Consider the following 17216-nt stretch of genomic DNA (forward strand, 5'->3'; position numbering starts at 1 on the left):
GCCCGGTCACACGCCCCTCCTAGATCATTGTGTGAAGCTGATGCACTTGTAGTAGCTGCCGCCCGGCATGCCGGTGTCCTTCTTCAGGCAGCCCTTGTAGGTCTTGCCGGAGATCAGCTTGTAGCCCTTGGTGTAGCTCGTGCCGTTGATGTCGACGCTCACGGGGCTGCTGCCCACGATGAAGAAGAGCTTGTAGCTCTTGTTGGCGGTGCTAGTGGGCTTGCTGATCCGGGCCCAGATGTACCAGTTGGAGCCCAGCTTGCCCTTACGCAGTTGCAGCGTTCCGAGGTCGGTGTTGGCCTGCAGCCGCGTCGTCACGTTGATGGCGTCCGTCGGTGCCGAGGAGTCCCAGTTGTCGGCCGAGGCGGGAACCGAGCCGAGCAGCGACAGGGCCAGCCCGGCACCCGCGATGAAGGCTGTCTTGCGCAGATATCTCACTACCGTCTTCTCCCGAATCAGGGTGTCTGGACGAGAGACGACGGTAGTGACACGTGGTATGTCCTCGGTATGTTCGCGCGCCTCGCCGCGGCGTGTGGATCCGCCAAGCTTCTGGACGTCGCGCGCGGTATCGGTGGATCGCCGATCCCCCGACCCCACCTCGGCGGCGCCCTGGGCGCCTGCCACAGCCTCGACGTCCCGCTGGCGTTCGGCACGCTGGACAGCCCCGTTGCCGCGCGGCTCATCGGTGACGAGCCCACTCCCGAGGCCGTCACGCTTACCCACGAGCTCAAACAGGCATGGATCCGCTTCGTCACCACCGGCGATGCGGGATAGGCCGCCCACCGGCCCGATCAGCGGCTCACCCGCGTCCTGGACGCCGAGCCGCAGACTCTGCCCTACCCGAACAGGCCTCCCGCCGGATCTGGGGAAGACCATGCCCCGGCCCCCTTCGATCTCTCGTAGGGCGCAGACACCGCAGGCCGGACCGGCGCACCGCTCATCTCTTCACGTACAGGTCACTGAAGATCCCGGGAACTCGAGCCCGTGCAGCGTCTCGTGGCACACGTACGCGGTCCATTTGCCCGCGACGACCCCCTCCTGCCCGATCTGGTTGCACCAGGCGCTGGCGCCGAAGTGGGAGTTCTCGTGCACGTAGCCCGCCGGCGGCGTCCAGGCCGCGGACGCGGACGGGCCCCCGGCGAAGGAGGCGCCGGCGGAGGATGCGGCGGCGGCTGGCCCGCCGGCGAGCCGCACGGAGCTGCTGAGCTGTGATCACGGACACGGGTGGCGACCTTCATCTGGGCGAGCGGTTGTCCGAGGGCGGCCGCGTATCTACCGGATGATTCACCGCGGGTTCTCTCCCTGCTGCGGGGGCTGTTGGCCAGCCGGGCTTCTGACCCTGGCGGGCGGGCCGTCCGGTGCGGTTCGCCCTCCCCGGAGTTGTGCCCTCCGGGCCGCGACGCTCGTCTGGCAGGACGCGCCCGCGGCCCTTTCGACAAGGAGACGCACCGTTGTCTGACATCCCGCGCCGGCGCGGCCAGCGGCGCCCACGTCGATCAGTCGCTCGCCCTGTTCGGCGCGCTCGTTGATCGGATCGGCCTGGCCAAGCCCACCGCGGCGTCGCCTCGCTCCTGAGACCCACCAGGATTATCGCTCGACGTCGACGGGCGCATCGCGCTGATCACCGCACCGGGCGCCGGCCTGCTGTCCGTCTACACGGCCTGTTGTTAACGACCGGCGATCAAGAGGGCGGCCCGTTTCCGCCCTGCCTGTGCCGCACCCCAACCGGGCCTGCTTCGACTCAACATGCTTTCAACCCCGGCCAACGTGCCTTACGTGCCTAACAAGATCATCGCGTTCTGACCTGCGGTAAGAGGTCAAGAACCCAAGATAACGATCGCCGCCATGCTGATCGGTGCGGGCCTACCCGAGGAGTACGCCCAGATCATGGCGGTCTCGGGCAATTTCGTCACACACGGTCAGCTGGCCGGCACCACCGGCGAGCTGACCCGGCTCGTTGACCGCCCTACCAGGCCGATCGTCCACACGCTCGGCGGTCGGTCTGAAGACGCTCGACCAGGAGTGACACTCCGGCTCCAGCCACGCCGCCACTCTCGACCAGCGGCACGACGCAGACGCTCATTGCAGCTGACATTCAAACGCTGACGCTGTTTCATAAGGAGCACCTATGAAACACGCGTCGCGGCCGAATGCGTCCAGGGCGAACGCTGTTTCATAGGTCGGTGCAAACAGATGGCCTGGTGAAACGCCCCTATGAAACACTTCTGGCGTGCGCGACGACGACTACCTCCGCGTGGAGGCCCACGACTGCCCGATGACCTCCTGCGCCGAACCGGCCGGACACGTGCGGATCGGGTACGCCCGCGCCTCCACCGTCCGCCAGTCCCTGGACACCCAGCTCGACGCGCTCCAGGCCGGCGGCGTCACCCGCGTCTTCTCCGAGAAGATCTCCACCCGCGCCACCACCCCCCCGAACTCGACAAGGCCGTCACCCTGGCCCGCGAGCTCCGCTCGGCGGGCGTCGCGGTCACCCTCGTGGTGCACGAGCACAAGCGGCTCGGCCGCGGCGGCCGCCGCCGGATCCAGCGCCTCGATCCGCCGCTCCAACGTGCTGCGGGCCGGCACCGGCAGCCCGCCAGCCCGGCACCGGCGGACGACCTCCCGGTAGACCACCGCCACCGAGCGCCGCTGCCGGTCCAGATACCGCGAACGGATCACCTCGGCCATCACCGCCTCGACCTCCGCCGGCACCCGGCCGAGTCTCCGGCTGCCGCTGGAGCGCCGGGGAAGCAGATCTGAAACGACGCCCTCACCCGCACGCCAACGCCCCAGCAGCACGTACACCTGCCGCCGCGAAAGGCCCAGCTCGGCCGCCGCCGCATCCGCGGCCGCCAATCCCGCCTGCGGCCCGGCGGCCAGCCGGCCGATCACCTCGGCCCGGCGTACCGCTACGCCCCACGTCTCATCCGGGGCGGTCAGCACGCCCCGCTCGACGATCTGCGCCCGCCCGCTGTCCATGCCGGGACCTCACCGTCGCGCACACGAGTACGGAACAAAACGCACGGTAGCGCACAGGACTATGGACGCACCGGATGTTCGCAGTCCTCTGCACAGATCCCGAAACCCGCAGGACAGCCGTGCACACGACTTCGAAAAGTGACAACGAGTTTCGGGACGATCGTTCCTGCAGAAACGCGATCACGGCGCGGCCGCCGCCGCCCGTCCCGCAAACGACCGATTCGAGCAGGCGCGATCGCAGGTAACGCGTTCGTCACTATGGGTCCCGCTCGTGCCGGTTCGGGAGCACACTCTGGAGGCATGTCGAAGACGACGCCGGGGGCGGGACGTATGCCGGGTTCGCGGCTGTGGCGGGGTGTGGTGATCGCCGCGGTCGTGGTGCTGACAGCCTCATTAGGGGCGGGGCTTATCTGGTTCTTCGCCGATCCGCTGCACCTACCGGAGGACGTGCTGCAGGTGCTGGACCAGCGGGCCAGCGTGGTCGGCATGTTCACCGGCATGCTGGTCGGCGTGGCCGGGCTGGTAGTCGCCGTAGGGGCGTTGCGGGCGCAGGTTCGCGCCGAGCGCCGGTCGGCTGCCGGCACCGCGCCTGGCACGCCGGGTGCGCCGCCGCGGGCGTCGGCCTCTGGGGAGCGGTCGGTCGCCATCGGCGGCGACAATTCCGGCATCCTCTCCACCGGTGAAGGCGCGCGGAATGTGCAGATGCGGGCGGAGGCTTCGGGGGAAGGCCGGGTGTATCAAGCCGGCGGCGACCAGACCATCAATGAGCGATGACCACGCCTCCAGCGGCTGATTCCCCACAGCGGCAGCCGCCCGTCCAGATGGACGCCACCGCCTCAGGGCAGGGACACGTGTATCAGGCGGCCGGTGACCAGATCATCAACCACCACTACCCGCCCCGGCCGGAGCCGGGCCAGATCGTCGAGGGCGACATCCCGCAATGCCCGCCCGGCTTCCAGTTGCGCCCGCAGCTGCGCCAGCGGCTGGCCGACCTGCTGAGCGAGCCAGAGCAGGACGGGCAGGAAAGCGCTGGCGGCGGAGCGGTGGTGATCTGCGCGCTGGCAGGCACGCCCGGGGTAGGCAAGACCATGCTGGCCGCCACCACCCGGCCCGCGCTGCTGGTCTTCGACAACGCCACCGACGTCGCCGTGGTGCGCCGCTGGTGCCCGGCCACCGGCGCCACCCGCGCGCTCATCACCACCCGCAACCGCGCCTTCCTGCGCTCCTACCAGCCACTCGAGGTCGGCGTGTTCACCCCCGACCAGGCGCAGGCTTTCCTGCACCGGCGTACCGGCCTGGACGACCCCGGCGGCGCCGCCGAACTCGCCACGGAGCTGGGACACCTTCCGCTGGCGCTGGCCCAGGCCGCCGCCGTGATCGCCCGCTGCATCTGGACTACCCCGGCTACCTGGACCTGCTGCACACCTTCCCCATCAGCGACTACCTGCCCGCCCACGACGGCGACGCCTACCCGGCCGGCACCACCCAGGCCATCATGCTGTCGATCACCCAGGCGGAGGCGGCCCTGCCCTCGGCCCCCCACCTGCTGGCGATGCTCTCGGTGCTGTCGCCGGCGGGCATCCCCCTGACGGTGCTGTCGGCCGGGAGCAAGGCCGGTAGCCACCCGGTGCACCTGCGGGAAACGCTCGCCGCCCTGGCCGATATCTGCTTGATCTCCTTCAGCGAGGACGGCGCCACCGTCTTGATGCACCGCCTGGTGCAACGCGTGCTGCGCGAACGCGCCGCCCACCACGGCCACCTGTCTGCCACCCTCGCCCAGGCCATCGGCCTGCTCCAAGCCTTCAACGCCACCCTGCCCTACGGTGCCGGCAGCTGGGCGGCCCGCGCCCAGGTCGAGACGCTGATCGACCAGACCAACACCGTCTATCACTGGGCCCTCGCCGGTGGCGACCTGCCCACCGAGCTACTGACTCTGCGCAGCTGGTGCGGCCGGTACCTGTACGACCTGGCCGACCTCACCCGCGCTATCCCCTTGTTCGAGGCGACGCTGGCCGACTGCGAGCGGGTGCTGGGCGCCAGCCACCCTTACACGCTGATCTCCCGCAACAACCTCGCCGGCGCCTACGAATCGGCGGGGGACCCGGGCCGGGCCATCCCGCTGCTGGAGGCGACGCTGGCCGACTGCGAGGGGGTGCTCGGTGCCGACCATCCCACCACTCGTACCGTACGGAGAAATCTTGAGGCGGCTGCCGCGGCCACTCACCGTGGCGTTGGAGGGCGGAGGCGAGTATTCCCGAGGCAGGGGAAGTACCCCTCATCGTGAAGTGGAAGCGAAGGTCGGCTTCATTTAACGATCGTTTTCTGAAGACGTTGAAACAGGCACCTCCAGAGCCCCGAAATGCCTTCCAAAACTCCTTCAACAACCTCGGCAGTTCAACAACCTCGGAACACCGTTTGTTGAGAGATGACGGGCGTGACTGACGCCCTGCAACTGCCCGCCGACCCGTTGGCCGCCTTCCCCGCCTGCCGCAGCGAGATCCGCATCGGCTACGCACGCGTCTCCACCGCCGGCCAGAACCTCGAACGCCAACTCGACGCACTCAAGGCGGCCGGCTGCCGACGCGTGTTCGCTGACAAGAAGTCCGGCAAGACCGCCGAGCGGCCCGAACTGGCGGCCTGCCACGCGTTCCTGACCGAAGGTGACACCCTGGTCGTTCCGTCGCTCGACCGCTACGGCCGCTCGCTGGCCGACCTCATCACCATGGTGGGCGACCTCCGCAAGAGAGAGATCGGCTTCACCTCGCTGCACGAGAATCTCGACACCACCACCCCCGGCGGTCGGCTCATCTTCCACGTCTTCGCCGCCCTGGCCGAATTCATCCGCGAACTCGTCGTCGCCGGCACCCGCGACGGCCTGGCCGCCGCCAAGGCCCGCGGCCGCACCGGCGGCCGCCCCACCGTCATCACCCCGGAACTGTTGCGCGCCGCCCGGGACATGCTGCCCAACCCAGAGAACTCGATCACCTCGATCGCCAAGCTGCTGGGCGTCTCGGCGGGGACGCTGTACAACCACATCCCCGACCTACGACAGCTGCGCCAGAGCGGTGCCGCCCAGGAACTCTCCGGGTGAGGCTCGCCGATTCGCAGGGATGAGCACCTCTTCAGCAGTGCGCTATCCCAGCGCGACCAGGTTGGCCCGTACGGCTCGCGTTGTGGGGTGGTCGGCGCCCAACACCCGCTCGCAGTCGGCCAGCGTGGCCTCATACAGCGGGATGGCCCGACCCAGGTCCCCCGCCGCCTGGTAGGCGCTGGCCAGGTTGTTGCACAAGGTCAAGGTGTCAGGGTGGTCAGCGCCCAGCACCCGCTCGTAGTCAGCCAGCGCGACCTCGTACAGCGGGATGGCTTGGTCCAGATCCCCCGCCGCCCAGTAGGCGCCGGCCAGGTTGCCGCGCGCGACGAAAGTTTGCACATGGTCGCCGCCCAGCAACCAATGACATGCGGTGTACGCACGCTGGAAGCAGCCAATGGCACGGGTGACGGTGCCCTGGTTGTTGAGGAAGAGGCCAGTCTGGTTGAGCAGGTGAGCGGTGGCCAGCGTGTCGGTAGCGGGGGGCGCGTGGTCTGCCAGGACGGTGATGTGCGGCAGCAGCGCACGCCAGGCCGGCCAGTCGTCCAGGGACTGGAACTGGCCTGGCAGGGCGGCACCCAGCAGGGTAGTGGCCTGGTCGCGGGCGATGTCGATGTCGGCAGGCTGGCGGTGCGGGTCGCTGGGATCAGGGGCGCGGGCGACGGCTTGGACCAGCCGGTGCACGATGATGCCCGGCCCATCCAGGGTGATCATGTTGTAGGCGGCCAAGCTGCCCAGCGCCTCCTGCAGATCCGGCGCGGAGACGTCCAGGCTGTCCAGCAGGGTGCACCCACACGTCATCGCTCCATAGGCTGGTGTCCCGGCCGAGGATGCGGATCAGGTGCAGGACCAGGCCGGTGGCGGCGCGTAGGCGTTTGTTGTAGCCGGACTGCCCGGGCAGGTAGGGGAACATGCCGCTCGGGTGGGCGCGGGCGTAGCGCAGCGAGCGCCGCTCGGAGTGAAGCCGAGCAGCGCCGACAGGACTGCCAGCGTGACCAGCTCGGCGTCACTGAGGGTGGGGTGGATGCCCACCCGCGGGCGTTCGGGTGCCAGGTCGGGAAAAGCGATCAGCTGATCGTCGATCTTCACGGAGAGTGCGGTGGCGAGGGTGTTCAGTTCTGTCGTCACAAACGGATCTTGGACACCCTCGCTTCATGTCCGCAGCCAAACAGCCGATCTACACCCCTTGGAATCAATCATCTAGCGTAGGAGTGCCTCGCCGAGCATGCGCCAGTACGGCATCGCGGACTCGCCGGGCTCGATCCCGATGACCTGCACGCCGACATGGTCGGCGCCGGCCTCGACGTGGGCGTGGAGCTTTTCGACGATGGTGTCCAGATCGCCCCAGAACACGAGGTCGTCGACGAAGCGGTCGCTGCCTCCGCCGGTGATGTCCTCCTCGGAGTAGCCCAGTCGCCGGAACTTCGCGATGTTGTACGTCGTGTTCAGGTAGGGGTGCAGGTGCCGGCGCGCGATCTCGCGTGCCTTGCCGGGGTCGGGCTCGAACAGCACCGCGTGTTCGACACCCAGGAATGAGTCCGGCCCGAGGATCTCCCGCGTCTGCGCGGTGTGCGCCACGTTGACGTGGTAGACGTGGGCGCCCGCGGCGCGGTCGCGGGCCAGCGCGATCATCTTGGGCCCGTACGCGGCCAGGATGCGGTGCATCGGAGCCTTCGGCGCGGGGTTGGGCGTCTGGACCGCGTCCATCTCGTCGAGATACTCGATCATCGCGGTCAGGGGCTTGGTCCCCGGCCGCGCGTCGCCGAATCCCAGACCGAGCACATGCCTGTCGGGGTAGGCGTCGGCCAGGAGCAGGCCGGCGCCGTACGTCCATCGGGCCTCGCGCGACCAGATCTGGGCGATCCCGTTGATGACGTGCATGCGCTCGGTGCAGGAGAGCAGATAGCCGGCGTGCGTGAGCGCCTCGCGCCCGAGGAGCTCCGGGATCCAGAAAGCCCGCCATCCCTGCTCTTCGAGCTCCTGGATCGACTCGCGCATCAGCGCGGCCGGCTGGTGCTCGAAGTCAAAGGTCCAGACCCCGAACGTGCCGAGCTCCATCCCATTGATGCTGCCCATCGAAACATCTCCTCATGGGTGTCGCTGCCAAAACATATCGAACTATCGCAGATTGTCGATATGAGGGGCAACCCGCCTGGTGGCCGCACATGCCGGATGTGTCCGGTGTGCCGGCGAAGGCTAGAGCGTCTCCTTGAGCACGTCGACGAGCTGGGCGATGCGCTGCTCATCTCGCTTGTAGTGCGTCCACTTGCCCACTCGCGTCGCCTGCACCAGGCCTGCCCTGTGCAGCTCGGCCATGTACGCCGACACCGTCGACTGGGCCAGCCCCACCTTGGCCTGGATGTGGCTCACGCACACCCCCACGTCGTCCGGATCGGCGATCGCTCCCTCTAGCGGGAAGTGACGCCGGGGCTCCCGCAACCACGACAGCAGCTGCAAGCGCATCGGGTTCGACAGTGCCCGCAACGCGCTGATCACATCCAGATCCGATGAAACCGCAGCATCCGCCATGGAGTCCAGCATATAGCGCCAATACCGACGTTTCGGGGAATCTCGATGTGAGGGGGATGCCCCGCCGATCAGAGCCGGTCCGGGTGGCGGGTCTCGTGCACCCGATAGGTTCGGCTCATGCCGGAGGATCGACTTCGTGTGCTGGCGGGCCGATACCACCTGGACGCGCCGCTCGGCGAGGGCGGCATGGGACGGGTGTGGCGGGCCCGCGACGACCTGCTCCGTCAGACCGTGGCGATCAAGGAAGTGGTGCTGCCGCAGGGGCTGTCCGACCAGGAGCTGGAGGACCGGCTGCGGCGGACGCTGCGCGAGGCCCGCACGGCGGCCAGCCTCCGGGGTCACCCGGGCGTGGTCACCGTTTACGACGTGGTCGAGCAGGACGGCCGGCCGTGGATCGTTATGGAGCTGGTCGAGGGAGCGTCCCTGGCGCACCTGCTCAAGACCGAGCGGCGGCTGCCCGAGGCCCGGGCTGCCCAGATAGGCCTGCAGGTGGTGACGGCGCTGGCCGCGGCCTGGCGGACGGGCATCGTGCACCGGGACGTGAAGCCCGCCAACATCCTGCTCAAGGGCGACCAGGCCCTGCTGACCGACTTCGGCATCGCGGCGGCCGCCCAGGAGACCACCTCGGCGACGGGCGGCGGCCGGCTGGTCGGCACGCCCGCCTACCTGGCGCCGGAGCAGATCGACGGCAGGCCCGCCACCCCGGCCTCCGACCTCTGGGCCGTGGGCGTGACGCTGTACCAGGCGGTGGAGGGCCGCCGGCCGTTCGAACGGGACACCACGGCGGCACTGATCGCCGCGATCGTGAACCAGCCGCCCGCGCCCGCCGAGCACCTGGACTGGTTACGCCCCCTGGTCGAGGGCCTGCTGCGCAAGAACCCCGCGGAGCGGCCCACGCCCGACCAGGCCATCGCCATGCTCTCCGCGGCGAGCGCCGACGCCGCCCGAGCCCCCGTCCCCGGCCCGTTCCCGGCCGCCCCCCACGCGTCCGCCGTCCCCGCTCCTTTCCCGGCCGCCCCCCACACGTCCGCCGCCCCCGGTCCGTTCCCGGCCGTCACCGACGCGTCCGCCGTCCCCGGTCCGGTCGCGGACGCCTCGACTGACACACCCCCGGGTTCCGCGGTCAGGCGCAGGCGGAGGCAGGTCGCCGCGGCGGGCGGTACAGCACTGGCGGCCGTGGCGGTGGCCGCCGCCGTGCTGTGGACCACCCAGAACGGCCCCCTGAGCCCGACGCCCGAACCCACGGGCGGCTCCAGCGCTCGGTCCACGCCCACCGGGACCCCTGGCTCACTGCCGAAGGGCTTCACACCGCACCGGGACCCGCTGGGATTCTCCCTCGCCGTGCCCACCGGCTGGAACAAGGATGCATCCGGCGACAAGCACATCACCTGGACACGTCCAGGCGGCGGCCCCTTCTCAGTCGGGTGGACCCTGGGCGTCTCCATCCACGCCGAACGCGAGGAGACCAGGACGCCGGAGGAACTGCTCACCCAGTTCGTCGGCGGCCTGAAGGACACCTTCGTCCTGGACCCGGAGGAGAAGCCCGTCCCGGCGCCGGTCGACTATCCGGGCGGCAAGGCCGCCGAGGTCGACTTCACGCTCGCCCTCAAGGAGTACTCCGGCGTGAAGGTCCGCATGTACATCCGATCCGTCGTGCTCGACAACGGAGCCGCCGCATTGCTGTACTTCTTCGCCCCTTTGGGGGATTGGTCCGAAGCCGCGAACACGCACGTCAACGTCTTCGCCTCCACTTTCAGGGTGGACAGAAGGAATTGAGGCAGAGAAAGCAGGGGATGGCTTCGGCTTGGAGCGAGTCGGCGAGAGGACGGATGACCGTGACCTTGAACATGGCGGACCTACGGCTGATCGACTGGAGCACGGCGCCGGCCGAGGAGCGCCATCGGATCCTGACCCGTGGCGGCGGCCACAACGGGATGGACGGCACACTCCAGTCCTCGATCGCGGAAATCGTGGAGGACGTACGCAAACGTGGGGATGCCGCGCTGGTCGACGCGCTCGCCCGGTTCGATCGGATGAGCCTGCCCGCCGAGCGGCTCCGCGTGAGTGGGGAAGAGTTCGCGCAGGCCCGCGCCGCGGTGAGCGAACCGCTGGTCGAGGCGATCCGTACGTTGATCGCACAGGTGCGGGCGTTCAACGAGCTCATCGTCGAGCGGGCCTCCTGGACGGCGGAGCCCCGGCCGGGACTGGTGGTCGGCGAGCAGGCCACGGCGATCCCCGCGGTCGGCCTGTACGTCCCCTCCGGCAAGGGCTCCTTCCCGTCCGTGCTGATCCAGATCGCCACCCCGGCCGTCGCCGCCGGAGTGGAGCGGATCGTGGTGATGGTCTCGCCGGTGCCGGGCGGGGGAGGTCAGGTCGATCCGGCGACCCTGGTCGCCGCCGCGGAACTGGGCCTGACGGAGGTGTACCGCAGCAACGGCCCGGCCGGGATCGCCGCCCTCGCCTGCGGCACCGAGACCGTGCCCAAGGTGCCGAAGATCGTCGGCCCGGGGTCGCCCGCGGTGACGTACGCACAACTGGAGGTGCAGCGGCTCGGCTGCGTGGTGGAGGTCGGCTTCGGCCCCACCGACGCGCTGATCGTCGCCGACGACGGCGCCGATCCGCGCCTGCTGGCCGCCGACCTGATCAACGAGGCCGAGCACGGCCCCGACTCCTCCGCCGTTCTGGTCTCGCCCGCCCGGACGGTGTTGGAGGCCGTCCGCGAGCACGTCGCGCGGCAACTGGCCGAGCTGCCCGAGCCACGCCGCACGTACGCGGCGACATCCATCGCGGCCAACGGCGGGTTGGTGCTGGCCGCAGGCCGGGAGGAGGCGATGGACGTGGCCAACGCCTACGCGCCGGAGCACCTGCAACTGGCCGTCGCCGAGCCGGGGGAGTGGCTGCCCCTCGTCCGCTACGCGGGCACTGTGCTGCTCGGGCAGTGGACCACCTTCGCGGCCTCGAACTTCGCCATCGGCACCCCCGCGACCCTGCCCACCACCGGGTTCGCGCAGGTGTCCAGCGGGGTGACCGCCGGCACCTATCTGGTGCGGGCGGCGGTCGCGCAGCTGGACGAGGCCGAGTTCCGGCGCCTGGCGCCGGTGGTGACCGAGCTGGCGGGCCACGAGGGGTTCCCGGCGCACGCCGCCTCCGTGACCGTCCGCCGACGCGCCTCCGAGTAGCCGTCCGTGGTGGGGCACCATTCGCCTGCCCTGCCAACGGACGGTGCGGTTCGGCCGAACCGGAACACGGCTCAGCCGTCCTCTTTCGCGATCGCGTCGCGTACGGCCGGGGCGATCTCGTTGGCCCAGCGGCCGAGGAGGGCGGGGTCCGGTGCGCCGTGACCGTACGAGAAGAGCGTGAAGCCCGACGCGCCGTGCTCGAGCACGGCTCCGGTCAGCTCCTCGACCCATTGGCCGACGGAGCCGCCGATCCAGCGGCCGTCTCGGTCACGCGTGGCGGCCAGCGGCCGGTCGGTGACGCGTCCGGGGAAATTGAAGACCGTGCGGATCTCGCGCGGATCGCGGCCCACGGCCGCCGCCGCCTCGTCGATGATCGGCCGCGACGTGCGGTAGCGTTCGCTGAGCCAGTCCGCCGCGTGGCCGGGGATCCAGCCGTCGGCCACCCGGCCGGTGGCCGCCAGGGATTTCCGGCCGACCGATCCGGTCCACACGGGCGGCGTGGGCACGGGAGCCGGCTCGATCTGGTCCACCTGGTAGAAGCGGCCCCGGTAGGTGACCGGCGGACCGCCGCCCGACAGCGACTTGACCAGGACGATCGCCTCCTCGAACGCGTCCACGGCGTCGCCCGGCGACAGTCGCGGCACCCCCATGTCGGAGATCCGGTCCCACAGCCCGCCCGCGCCCATGCCGAGCACGACGCGCCCGCCCGACAGGGCCGACAACGACGTCACCGTCCGCGCCAGCATGGGAGCGGGCCTGGTCGGCAGGTTGGTGACGTTGGCGAGGCCGGAGATGCGCTGTGTGCGTCCGAGGACGAAGCCCAGGGCGGCGTAGGCGTCCAGGCGCTCGCCGAGGTAGGGGTGGTCCGACAGCGAGAAGTGGTCGAGTCCGTCACGGTCGGCCTGCTGAGCCATGCGCAACAACTCCGGAGCCTCACCGATGCCGCTGTGCGCCCCGAAACCGAAGACGACTTCTTGTACGGGCACTGCTCTGCCTTTCATCCGAGGGGTGCTCTTTCGCCATTCACTCCGCGCCGGCGTTTCAGCGCCCGGACGCGGTGCCGAACTGTTCGGTGAAACGGCCGGTGAACAGGTCGGCGCCCTTGTACTGGACGACCGTCTCCACCGGGACGACGGCCGGGCCGTCGGGCGCGGGCAACTGGCCGACACCGCCACGCGGTCCGAGCGGGAGCAGGATCATGGGGTGGGGTAAGGGCCGGTAGGCGGCCGTGGGCCGCTCGCCGCCCAGCTGGGCCATGATGTTCCGCGCCACCACCTCGGCATGCTGCATCGCGTATCCGGCCATCCTGGCCTCGGCGACATCGGTGATGTCGCCGATCGCGTAGACGTGGTCGTACCCGTGAACGGTGAGGTTCTCGGTGACGGGAACCTGCCCCTGCCGATTGCGCGTCGTGAGCCGGCCGTCGGCGAGGTAGTCGCTGTTGACGCGCACGCCGTGGGCGCGGAACCAGATGTCGGCGGTGATCTGCTCACCTTCCGTGGTGGTGACGGTGAAGGTCTCGGCCTGGCCGGGCTCGGTTGCCGGCGGCGCGGCGAGACCGGCGCCCAGCAGCAGCCGGATGTCCAGGTCGTCGAGTTGACGGTGCAGGTCCTGGCGCATCTCCGCCTGGAAGCCGGGCAGCAGTTGCCCGGCCGGGTCGAGGACGGTCACCTGCTTGCGCGGCCAGACCTCCTTGATCTCGCCGGCCAGTTCCAGGCCGACCGGCCCGGCGCCGAGGATCAGCACCCGGTCGGCGGCGACCAGTTCCTTGTGGGTGCGGCGGAGGTCGTCCAGGACCTCGTCGCTGGAGTCGGCGTTGGGTTTGGCGGGGTAGGCGTAGCTGGAGCCGGTGGCCAGGACCAGATAGTCGGCCTCGACACGGGCGCCCGAGGCCAGGGTGACACCGCCGGGATCCACCGAGACCGCGCGGTCGCGGATCACCGTGCCCCGCGTCAGCCACTCGCGGTAGGGGAAGAACATGTTCATCCCCCAGTCGGGCTGGGTCAGCGTCCGCAGCGACGCCGCCGAGTTGATGAACGCCTCCCGGGGGTCGATGAGGATGACGTGGGCATCGGCGTCCAGCGCCTTGGCGAGCGCCGAACCCCCGTAACCTCCGCCGATGATCGCAACGGTGCTGCTCATGATTTCGCACTCCACTAGACAAAAGAGTTGCAGTTCGTGCCACGAACCATATTAGTTCGTGGCGCGAACTGCAACTCTCGTCTTCGGGACCGGCGGTGTCCTTCAGTGCTTGCGATCGGCGAGGGCTCCTTCGTCGGGCTCCCGGAAGACCGCCGGAACCTTGTTGTCCAGCACGACTCTGCCCAGCAGTCCGGCGAGCGTGTCGCGTTCGGCGGCGGCGAGCCCCGTTGTCAGCCGCTCGATGCGCCGGCAGGTCTCGACATAGAAGTCCTTCGCCAGCCTGCTGCCCCGCCGGGTGAGCGCGACCCGCACCGCACGCGAGTCGTGCGGGTCGGGTTTGCGTTCGACCAGGCCATTGCGCTCGGTGCGGTCGACCAGGCCGGTGAGGCTCGACTTCGCCAGCCCCAGTGTCGCCCCCAGTTCGCTCATGCCGTACGGCTGCGCCATCAGCACGCACAGCAGCTGACCCTGCTGCGAGGTGAGGCCGTACTCCCGGGCGGAGTCGGCATACACGGCATTCACCAAGAACGTGGACCGCACCAGCGCGGCCACGACTCCGATCTGGCCATCGTCATCTTTAACCACCCGGCCAGGGTAACATTCAAATGCGCTACAATTCGCGAGACGAACTACTGGCTCGCCCGCCATCGATCCCTCCCCCGGTTGTCTCTTTCCGCGAGCAATTCCGCATGCCCGTCCGACGCCGGACGGGGCTGAGCTGCGCCGGACGGCACGGTGAACCGGCCCGGGCCGACGTCCTGAAAAATCTTGAAAAAACCTCTGGGCGTGTGTCGAATCGGCGTCTCGTCGTTCGCAGCGTACGCAGAGGGCCGGATGAGCCGGCCCGCAGACGCAAGGATGAGGACCATGACCCAGCAGCTCGCCCACCCCGCCGCCCGTCCGATGCCCGCCCTCCGCCCGCTGCTGGGCCTCGGCGTCGTCGCCGGACCGCTGTACGTGACCGTCGCCCTCGCCCAGGCGTTCACCAGAGAGGGCTTCGATCTGGCCCGCCACCCCTGGAGCTTCCTGGCCATCGGCGAGCTGGGCTGGATCCAGACCGCGAACTTCGTCGTCACCGCCCTGGCCACCCTCGCCTGTGCCGTCGGCCTGCGCCGCCGTCTGTCCCCCGGGCGCGGCGCCCGGTGGACGCCCCGCCTGGTGGGTGCGTTCGGCGTCAGCATGATCGGCGCCGCGATCTTCCCCGCCGACCCGGCGATGGGTTTCCCGGCCGGCACCCCCGAGGGACCCGGCACGGTCACCCTTTCCGGGACCCTGCACATGGCCGTCGGCGGCGTCGGCTTCTGGTGCATGGCCGCGGCCTGCTACGTCATCGCCTCCCGGTTCGCCCGCCAGGGTCGCACGGGCTGGGCGCTGTACTCCCGCGTCACCGGCACGCTCTTCCTCGGCTCGTTCGCCGGCATCGCGAGCGGCGGCGGCATCGCGTGGGCCAACCTCGCGTTCGTCGCCGGCATCGTGGCGATCTGGACCTGGCTGTCCCTGGTGTCCCTGCACCTGCTCCGCACCGCCGACTGACCCACCATCCCAGCCGTTTTTTCTGTGAAGGAGAACGACGATGCGTTACCTGGTCACTCTCAAAGTCACCTCCCAGCCCGACGGGCCGCCGCCTGCCGACCTGATGGAGGCCATCTTCAAGCTCGGTCAGGAGGCCACCGAGGCCGGGGCCCTGCTCGACAACAACGGCTTGGCGCCCAGCTCCGAAGGGGCCAGGGTGGAGCTTGCCGGGGGCCGGCTGACCGTCAGCGACGGGCCCTTCGCCGAGGCCAAGGAACTGATCAGCTACGCCCTCTACCAGGTCAGGACCAAGGAGGAGGCGGTGGAGTGGGCATCCCGCTTCGTCCGGCTGCACCGCGACCTGTGGCCCGGCTATGAGTGCGAGGCTGACGTGTTGCGCCTGATGGGGCCCGAGGACTTCGCCCCTCCGGCCTGACCGCCGCCATCCGGCCGCGGACCGCCTGCACGGTCCGCGGCCGGATGCTGTATCCAGGACGCATGACGCTCGCGGATTCCGATCGCGCGGTGAAGGCCGTGGAGGCGGTGTGGCGGATCGAGTCCGCCCGGGTCATCGCCGGACTGGCCCGTATGGTCAACGACATCGGGCTGGCCGAGGAGCTGGCGCAGGACGCGCTGGTCGCCGCGCTCGAGGAGTGGCCGCGCAAGGGCGTACCCGACAATCCGGGCGGCTGGTTGATGCTGACCGCCAAGCACCGCGCCATCGACCAGTTCCGCCGCCGCGACGTCTACGAACGCAAGCTGCAACAGGTAGGGCGGGACATGGAGGTGCGCCAGGAGTCGGCCGAGGCCGAACTCGACGACGCGCTGGACGACCACATCGGCGACGACCTGCTACGACTGATCTTCACCGCCTGCCACCCCGTGCTGCCCGCCGAGGGCCGGCTGGCACTCGTCCTGCGCCTGCTCGGCGGGCTCACCACGGAGGAGATCGCGCGGGCGTTCCTCGTGCCGGAGCCCACCGTGGGCCAGCGGATCTTCCGTGCCAAGCGCACCCTCGCCGACAAGAAGGTGCCGATCGAGCTTCCGCCGCCGGCCGAGCTGCCCGCTCGGCTGGCCTCCATCCTGGAGGTCATCTACCTGATCTTCAACGAGGGGTACGCGGCGACCGCGGGCGACGACTGGGTCCGCCCGTCGCTGTGCGAGGAGGCCATGCGCCTGGGCCGGATCCTGGCCGGTCTCATGCCCGGCGAGCCCGAGGTGCACGGGCTGGTGGCGCTCATGGAGATCCAGGCGTCGCGCATCCCGGCCAGGACCGCGCCGGACGGCTCGCCCATCCTCCTCCTCGACCAGGACCGCAGCCGCTGGGACCGGCTGCTCGTGCGCCGCGGCCTGGAGGCGCTGGGCCGGGCGGAGGCGCTGGGCACGCTGGGGCCGTACGGCCTGCAGGCCGCCATCGCCGCCTGCCACGCCCGCGCGCTCACCCCCGAGGCCACCGACTGGGAACGGATCGCCGTCCTCTACCGGCTGCTCGCGCACCTCACCCCCTCGCCGATCGTCGAGCTGAACCGCGCGGTCGCGGTCGGCATGGCCCACGGTCCCGCCCGCGGGCTGGAGATCGCCGACGCGCTCCTGGACGAGCGCGCCCTGCGTGACTACGCCCACCTGCCCGCCGTCCGCGGAGACCTGCTGGCGAAGCTGGGCCGGGCCGGGGAGGCCGCCGCCGAGTTCGAACGCGCCGCCGGACTGACCCGCAACTCCCGCGAACGCACCCTGTTCCTCGACCGCGCCGCCGCACTCCGGCACGACCGGGGGTGTTGAGCCGGTAC

General features: G+C 70.0%; 19 protein-coding genes and 1 pseudogene. 10 read left to right on the forward strand and 10 right to left on the reverse strand.

Annotated features, from left to right (window positions below):
* Nucleotides 1–24 precede the first annotated feature (24 nt).
* A complete protein-coding gene (locus ID574_RS19335; protein ID WP_188190344.1) occupies nucleotides 25–438 on the reverse strand; it encodes a hypothetical protein in 414 nt (137 codons plus the stop codon).
* A gap of 69 nt (nucleotides 439–507) precedes the next feature.
* Here ID574_RS19335 and ID574_RS59805 point away from each other — a divergent pair, with 69 nt between their 5' ends.
* Complete coding sequence (locus tag ID574_RS59805) at nucleotides 508–774, forward strand: hypothetical protein (protein ID WP_223166862.1); 267 nt, start codon at nucleotides 508–510, stop codon at nucleotides 772–774.
* A 171-nt stretch (nucleotides 775–945) separates the two neighbouring features.
* Here the strand turns inward: ID574_RS59805 and ID574_RS19345 are convergent, their stop codons facing one another.
* Nucleotides 946–1194, reverse strand: a complete 249-nt coding sequence (locus ID574_RS19345; protein ID WP_188190345.1) for a hypothetical protein — start codon at nucleotides 1192–1194, stop codon at nucleotides 946–948.
* A 1050-nt stretch (nucleotides 1195–2244) separates the two neighbouring features.
* On the reverse strand, nucleotides 2245–2979 hold the full coding sequence (locus tag ID574_RS19350; protein WP_188190346.1) for a DNA-binding domain-containing protein: 735 nt from the start codon (nucleotides 2977–2979) through the stop codon (nucleotides 2245–2247).
* A 300-nt stretch (nucleotides 2980–3279) separates the two neighbouring features.
* Here ID574_RS19350 and ID574_RS19355 point away from each other — a divergent pair, with 300 nt between their 5' ends.
* The 4 genes from ID574_RS19355 (at nucleotide 3280) to ID574_RS19370 (ending at nucleotide 6070) form a co-directional block, all read left to right on the forward strand.
* Nucleotides 3280–3753, forward strand: a complete 474-nt coding sequence (locus ID574_RS19355) for a hypothetical protein (RefSeq protein ID WP_188190347.1) — start codon at nucleotides 3280–3282, stop codon at nucleotides 3751–3753.
* The gene (locus tag ID574_RS19360) at nucleotides 3750–4568 is read left to right on the forward strand and encodes a hypothetical protein (protein WP_188190348.1); all 819 of its coding nucleotides are present in this window, start codon (nucleotides 3750–3752) and stop codon (nucleotides 4566–4568) included. The genes ID574_RS19355 and ID574_RS19360 overlap by 4 nt, the downstream gene beginning before the upstream one ends.
* Nucleotides 4475–5263: a tetratricopeptide repeat protein gene (locus ID574_RS19365; RefSeq protein ID WP_188190349.1), complete on the forward strand. Its 789-nt coding sequence runs from the start codon at nucleotides 4475–4477 to the stop codon at nucleotides 5261–5263. Before ID574_RS19360 ends, ID574_RS19365 begins: the two co-directional genes overlap by 94 nt.
* A gap of 150 nt (nucleotides 5264–5413) precedes the next feature.
* Nucleotides 5414–6070 carry a recombinase family protein gene (locus ID574_RS19370; RefSeq protein WP_223166863.1) on the forward strand — a complete coding sequence of 219 codons (657 nt, stop codon included), beginning with the start codon at nucleotides 5414–5416 and terminating at the stop codon, nucleotides 6068–6070.
* 42 nt (nucleotides 6071–6112) lie between these two features.
* On the opposite strand, the gene ID574_RS19375 is transcribed toward ID574_RS19370, so the two are convergent.
* The 4 genes and pseudogenes from ID574_RS19375 to ID574_RS19390 all read right to left on the reverse strand — a co-directional run bounded on the left by ID574_RS19375 (nucleotide 6113) and on the right by ID574_RS19390 (nucleotide 8596).
* A complete protein-coding gene (locus ID574_RS19375; RefSeq protein ID WP_223166864.1) occupies nucleotides 6113–6868 on the reverse strand; it encodes a tetratricopeptide repeat protein in 756 nt (251 codons plus the stop codon).
* Nucleotides 6855–7195 (reverse strand): annotated as a pseudogene (locus tag ID574_RS19380) (IS982 family transposase); the annotation flags it as partial. The gene ID574_RS19375 and the pseudogene ID574_RS19380, both read right to left, overlap by 14 nt.
* Before the next feature lie 72 nt (nucleotides 7196–7267).
* Nucleotides 7268–8143 (reverse strand): TIGR03620 family F420-dependent LLM class oxidoreductase, encoded by an 876-nt coding sequence (locus tag ID574_RS19385; RefSeq protein WP_223166866.1) that lies wholly within the window; start codon nucleotides 8141–8143, stop codon nucleotides 7268–7270.
* A gap of 120 nt (nucleotides 8144–8263) precedes the next feature.
* A complete protein-coding gene (locus ID574_RS19390) occupies nucleotides 8264–8596 on the reverse strand; it encodes an ArsR/SmtB family transcription factor (protein ID WP_188190352.1) in 333 nt (110 codons plus the stop codon).
* A 117-nt stretch (nucleotides 8597–8713) separates the two neighbouring features.
* On the opposite strand from ID574_RS19390, the gene ID574_RS19395 reads away from it, so the two are divergent.
* Nucleotides 8714–10372 (forward strand): serine/threonine-protein kinase, encoded by a 1659-nt coding sequence (locus tag ID574_RS19395; protein WP_188190353.1) that lies wholly within the window; start codon nucleotides 8714–8716, stop codon nucleotides 10370–10372.
* Nucleotides 10373–10425: 53 nt separating this feature from the next.
* Nucleotides 10426–11775, forward strand: coding sequence for a histidinol dehydrogenase (hisD, locus tag ID574_RS19400; protein ID WP_188190354.1), 1350 nt, complete (start codon nucleotides 10426–10428; stop codon nucleotides 11773–11775).
* A 71-nt stretch (nucleotides 11776–11846) separates the two neighbouring features.
* Here hisD and ID574_RS19405 read toward each other — a convergent pair whose 3' ends face one another.
* The 3 genes from ID574_RS19405 to ID574_RS19415 all read right to left on the reverse strand — a co-directional run bounded on the left by ID574_RS19405 (nucleotide 11847) and on the right by ID574_RS19415 (nucleotide 14502).
* Complete coding sequence (locus ID574_RS19405) at nucleotides 11847–12776, reverse strand: LLM class flavin-dependent oxidoreductase (RefSeq protein WP_223166867.1); 930 nt, start codon at nucleotides 12774–12776, stop codon at nucleotides 11847–11849.
* A gap of 40 nt (nucleotides 12777–12816) precedes the next feature.
* Nucleotides 12817–13917, reverse strand: a complete 1101-nt coding sequence (locus ID574_RS19410) for an NAD(P)/FAD-dependent oxidoreductase (RefSeq protein WP_188190355.1) — start codon at nucleotides 13915–13917, stop codon at nucleotides 12817–12819.
* 102 nt (nucleotides 13918–14019) lie between these two features.
* Complete coding sequence (locus ID574_RS19415; protein WP_188190356.1) at nucleotides 14020–14502, reverse strand: MarR family winged helix-turn-helix transcriptional regulator; 483 nt, start codon at nucleotides 14500–14502, stop codon at nucleotides 14020–14022.
* A gap of 282 nt (nucleotides 14503–14784) precedes the next feature.
* Between ID574_RS19415 and ID574_RS19420 the strand changes: the two genes are divergently transcribed.
* The 3 genes from ID574_RS19420 (at nucleotide 14785) to ID574_RS19430 (ending at nucleotide 17208) form a co-directional block, all read left to right on the forward strand.
* Entirely contained in the window at nucleotides 14785–15450 is a 666-nt protein-coding gene (locus ID574_RS19420; protein WP_188190357.1) for a DUF998 domain-containing protein, read from the forward strand.
* Between the two features lie 40 nt (nucleotides 15451–15490).
* On the forward strand, nucleotides 15491–15865 hold the full coding sequence (locus ID574_RS19425) for a YciI family protein (RefSeq protein ID WP_188190358.1): 375 nt from the start codon (nucleotides 15491–15493) through the stop codon (nucleotides 15863–15865).
* Between the two features lie 62 nt (nucleotides 15866–15927).
* Nucleotides 15928–17208 (forward strand): RNA polymerase sigma factor, encoded by a 1281-nt coding sequence (locus ID574_RS19430; RefSeq protein ID WP_188190359.1) that lies wholly within the window; start codon nucleotides 15928–15930, stop codon nucleotides 17206–17208.
* Nucleotides 17209–17216: the final 8 nt, after the last annotated feature.

The sequence above is a fragment of the Nonomuraea sp. SYSU D8015 genome, assembly GCF_008065375.1.
In the GTDB taxonomy this organism is placed as follows: Bacteria; Actinomycetota; Actinomycetes; order Streptosporangiales; family Streptosporangiaceae; genus Nonomuraea.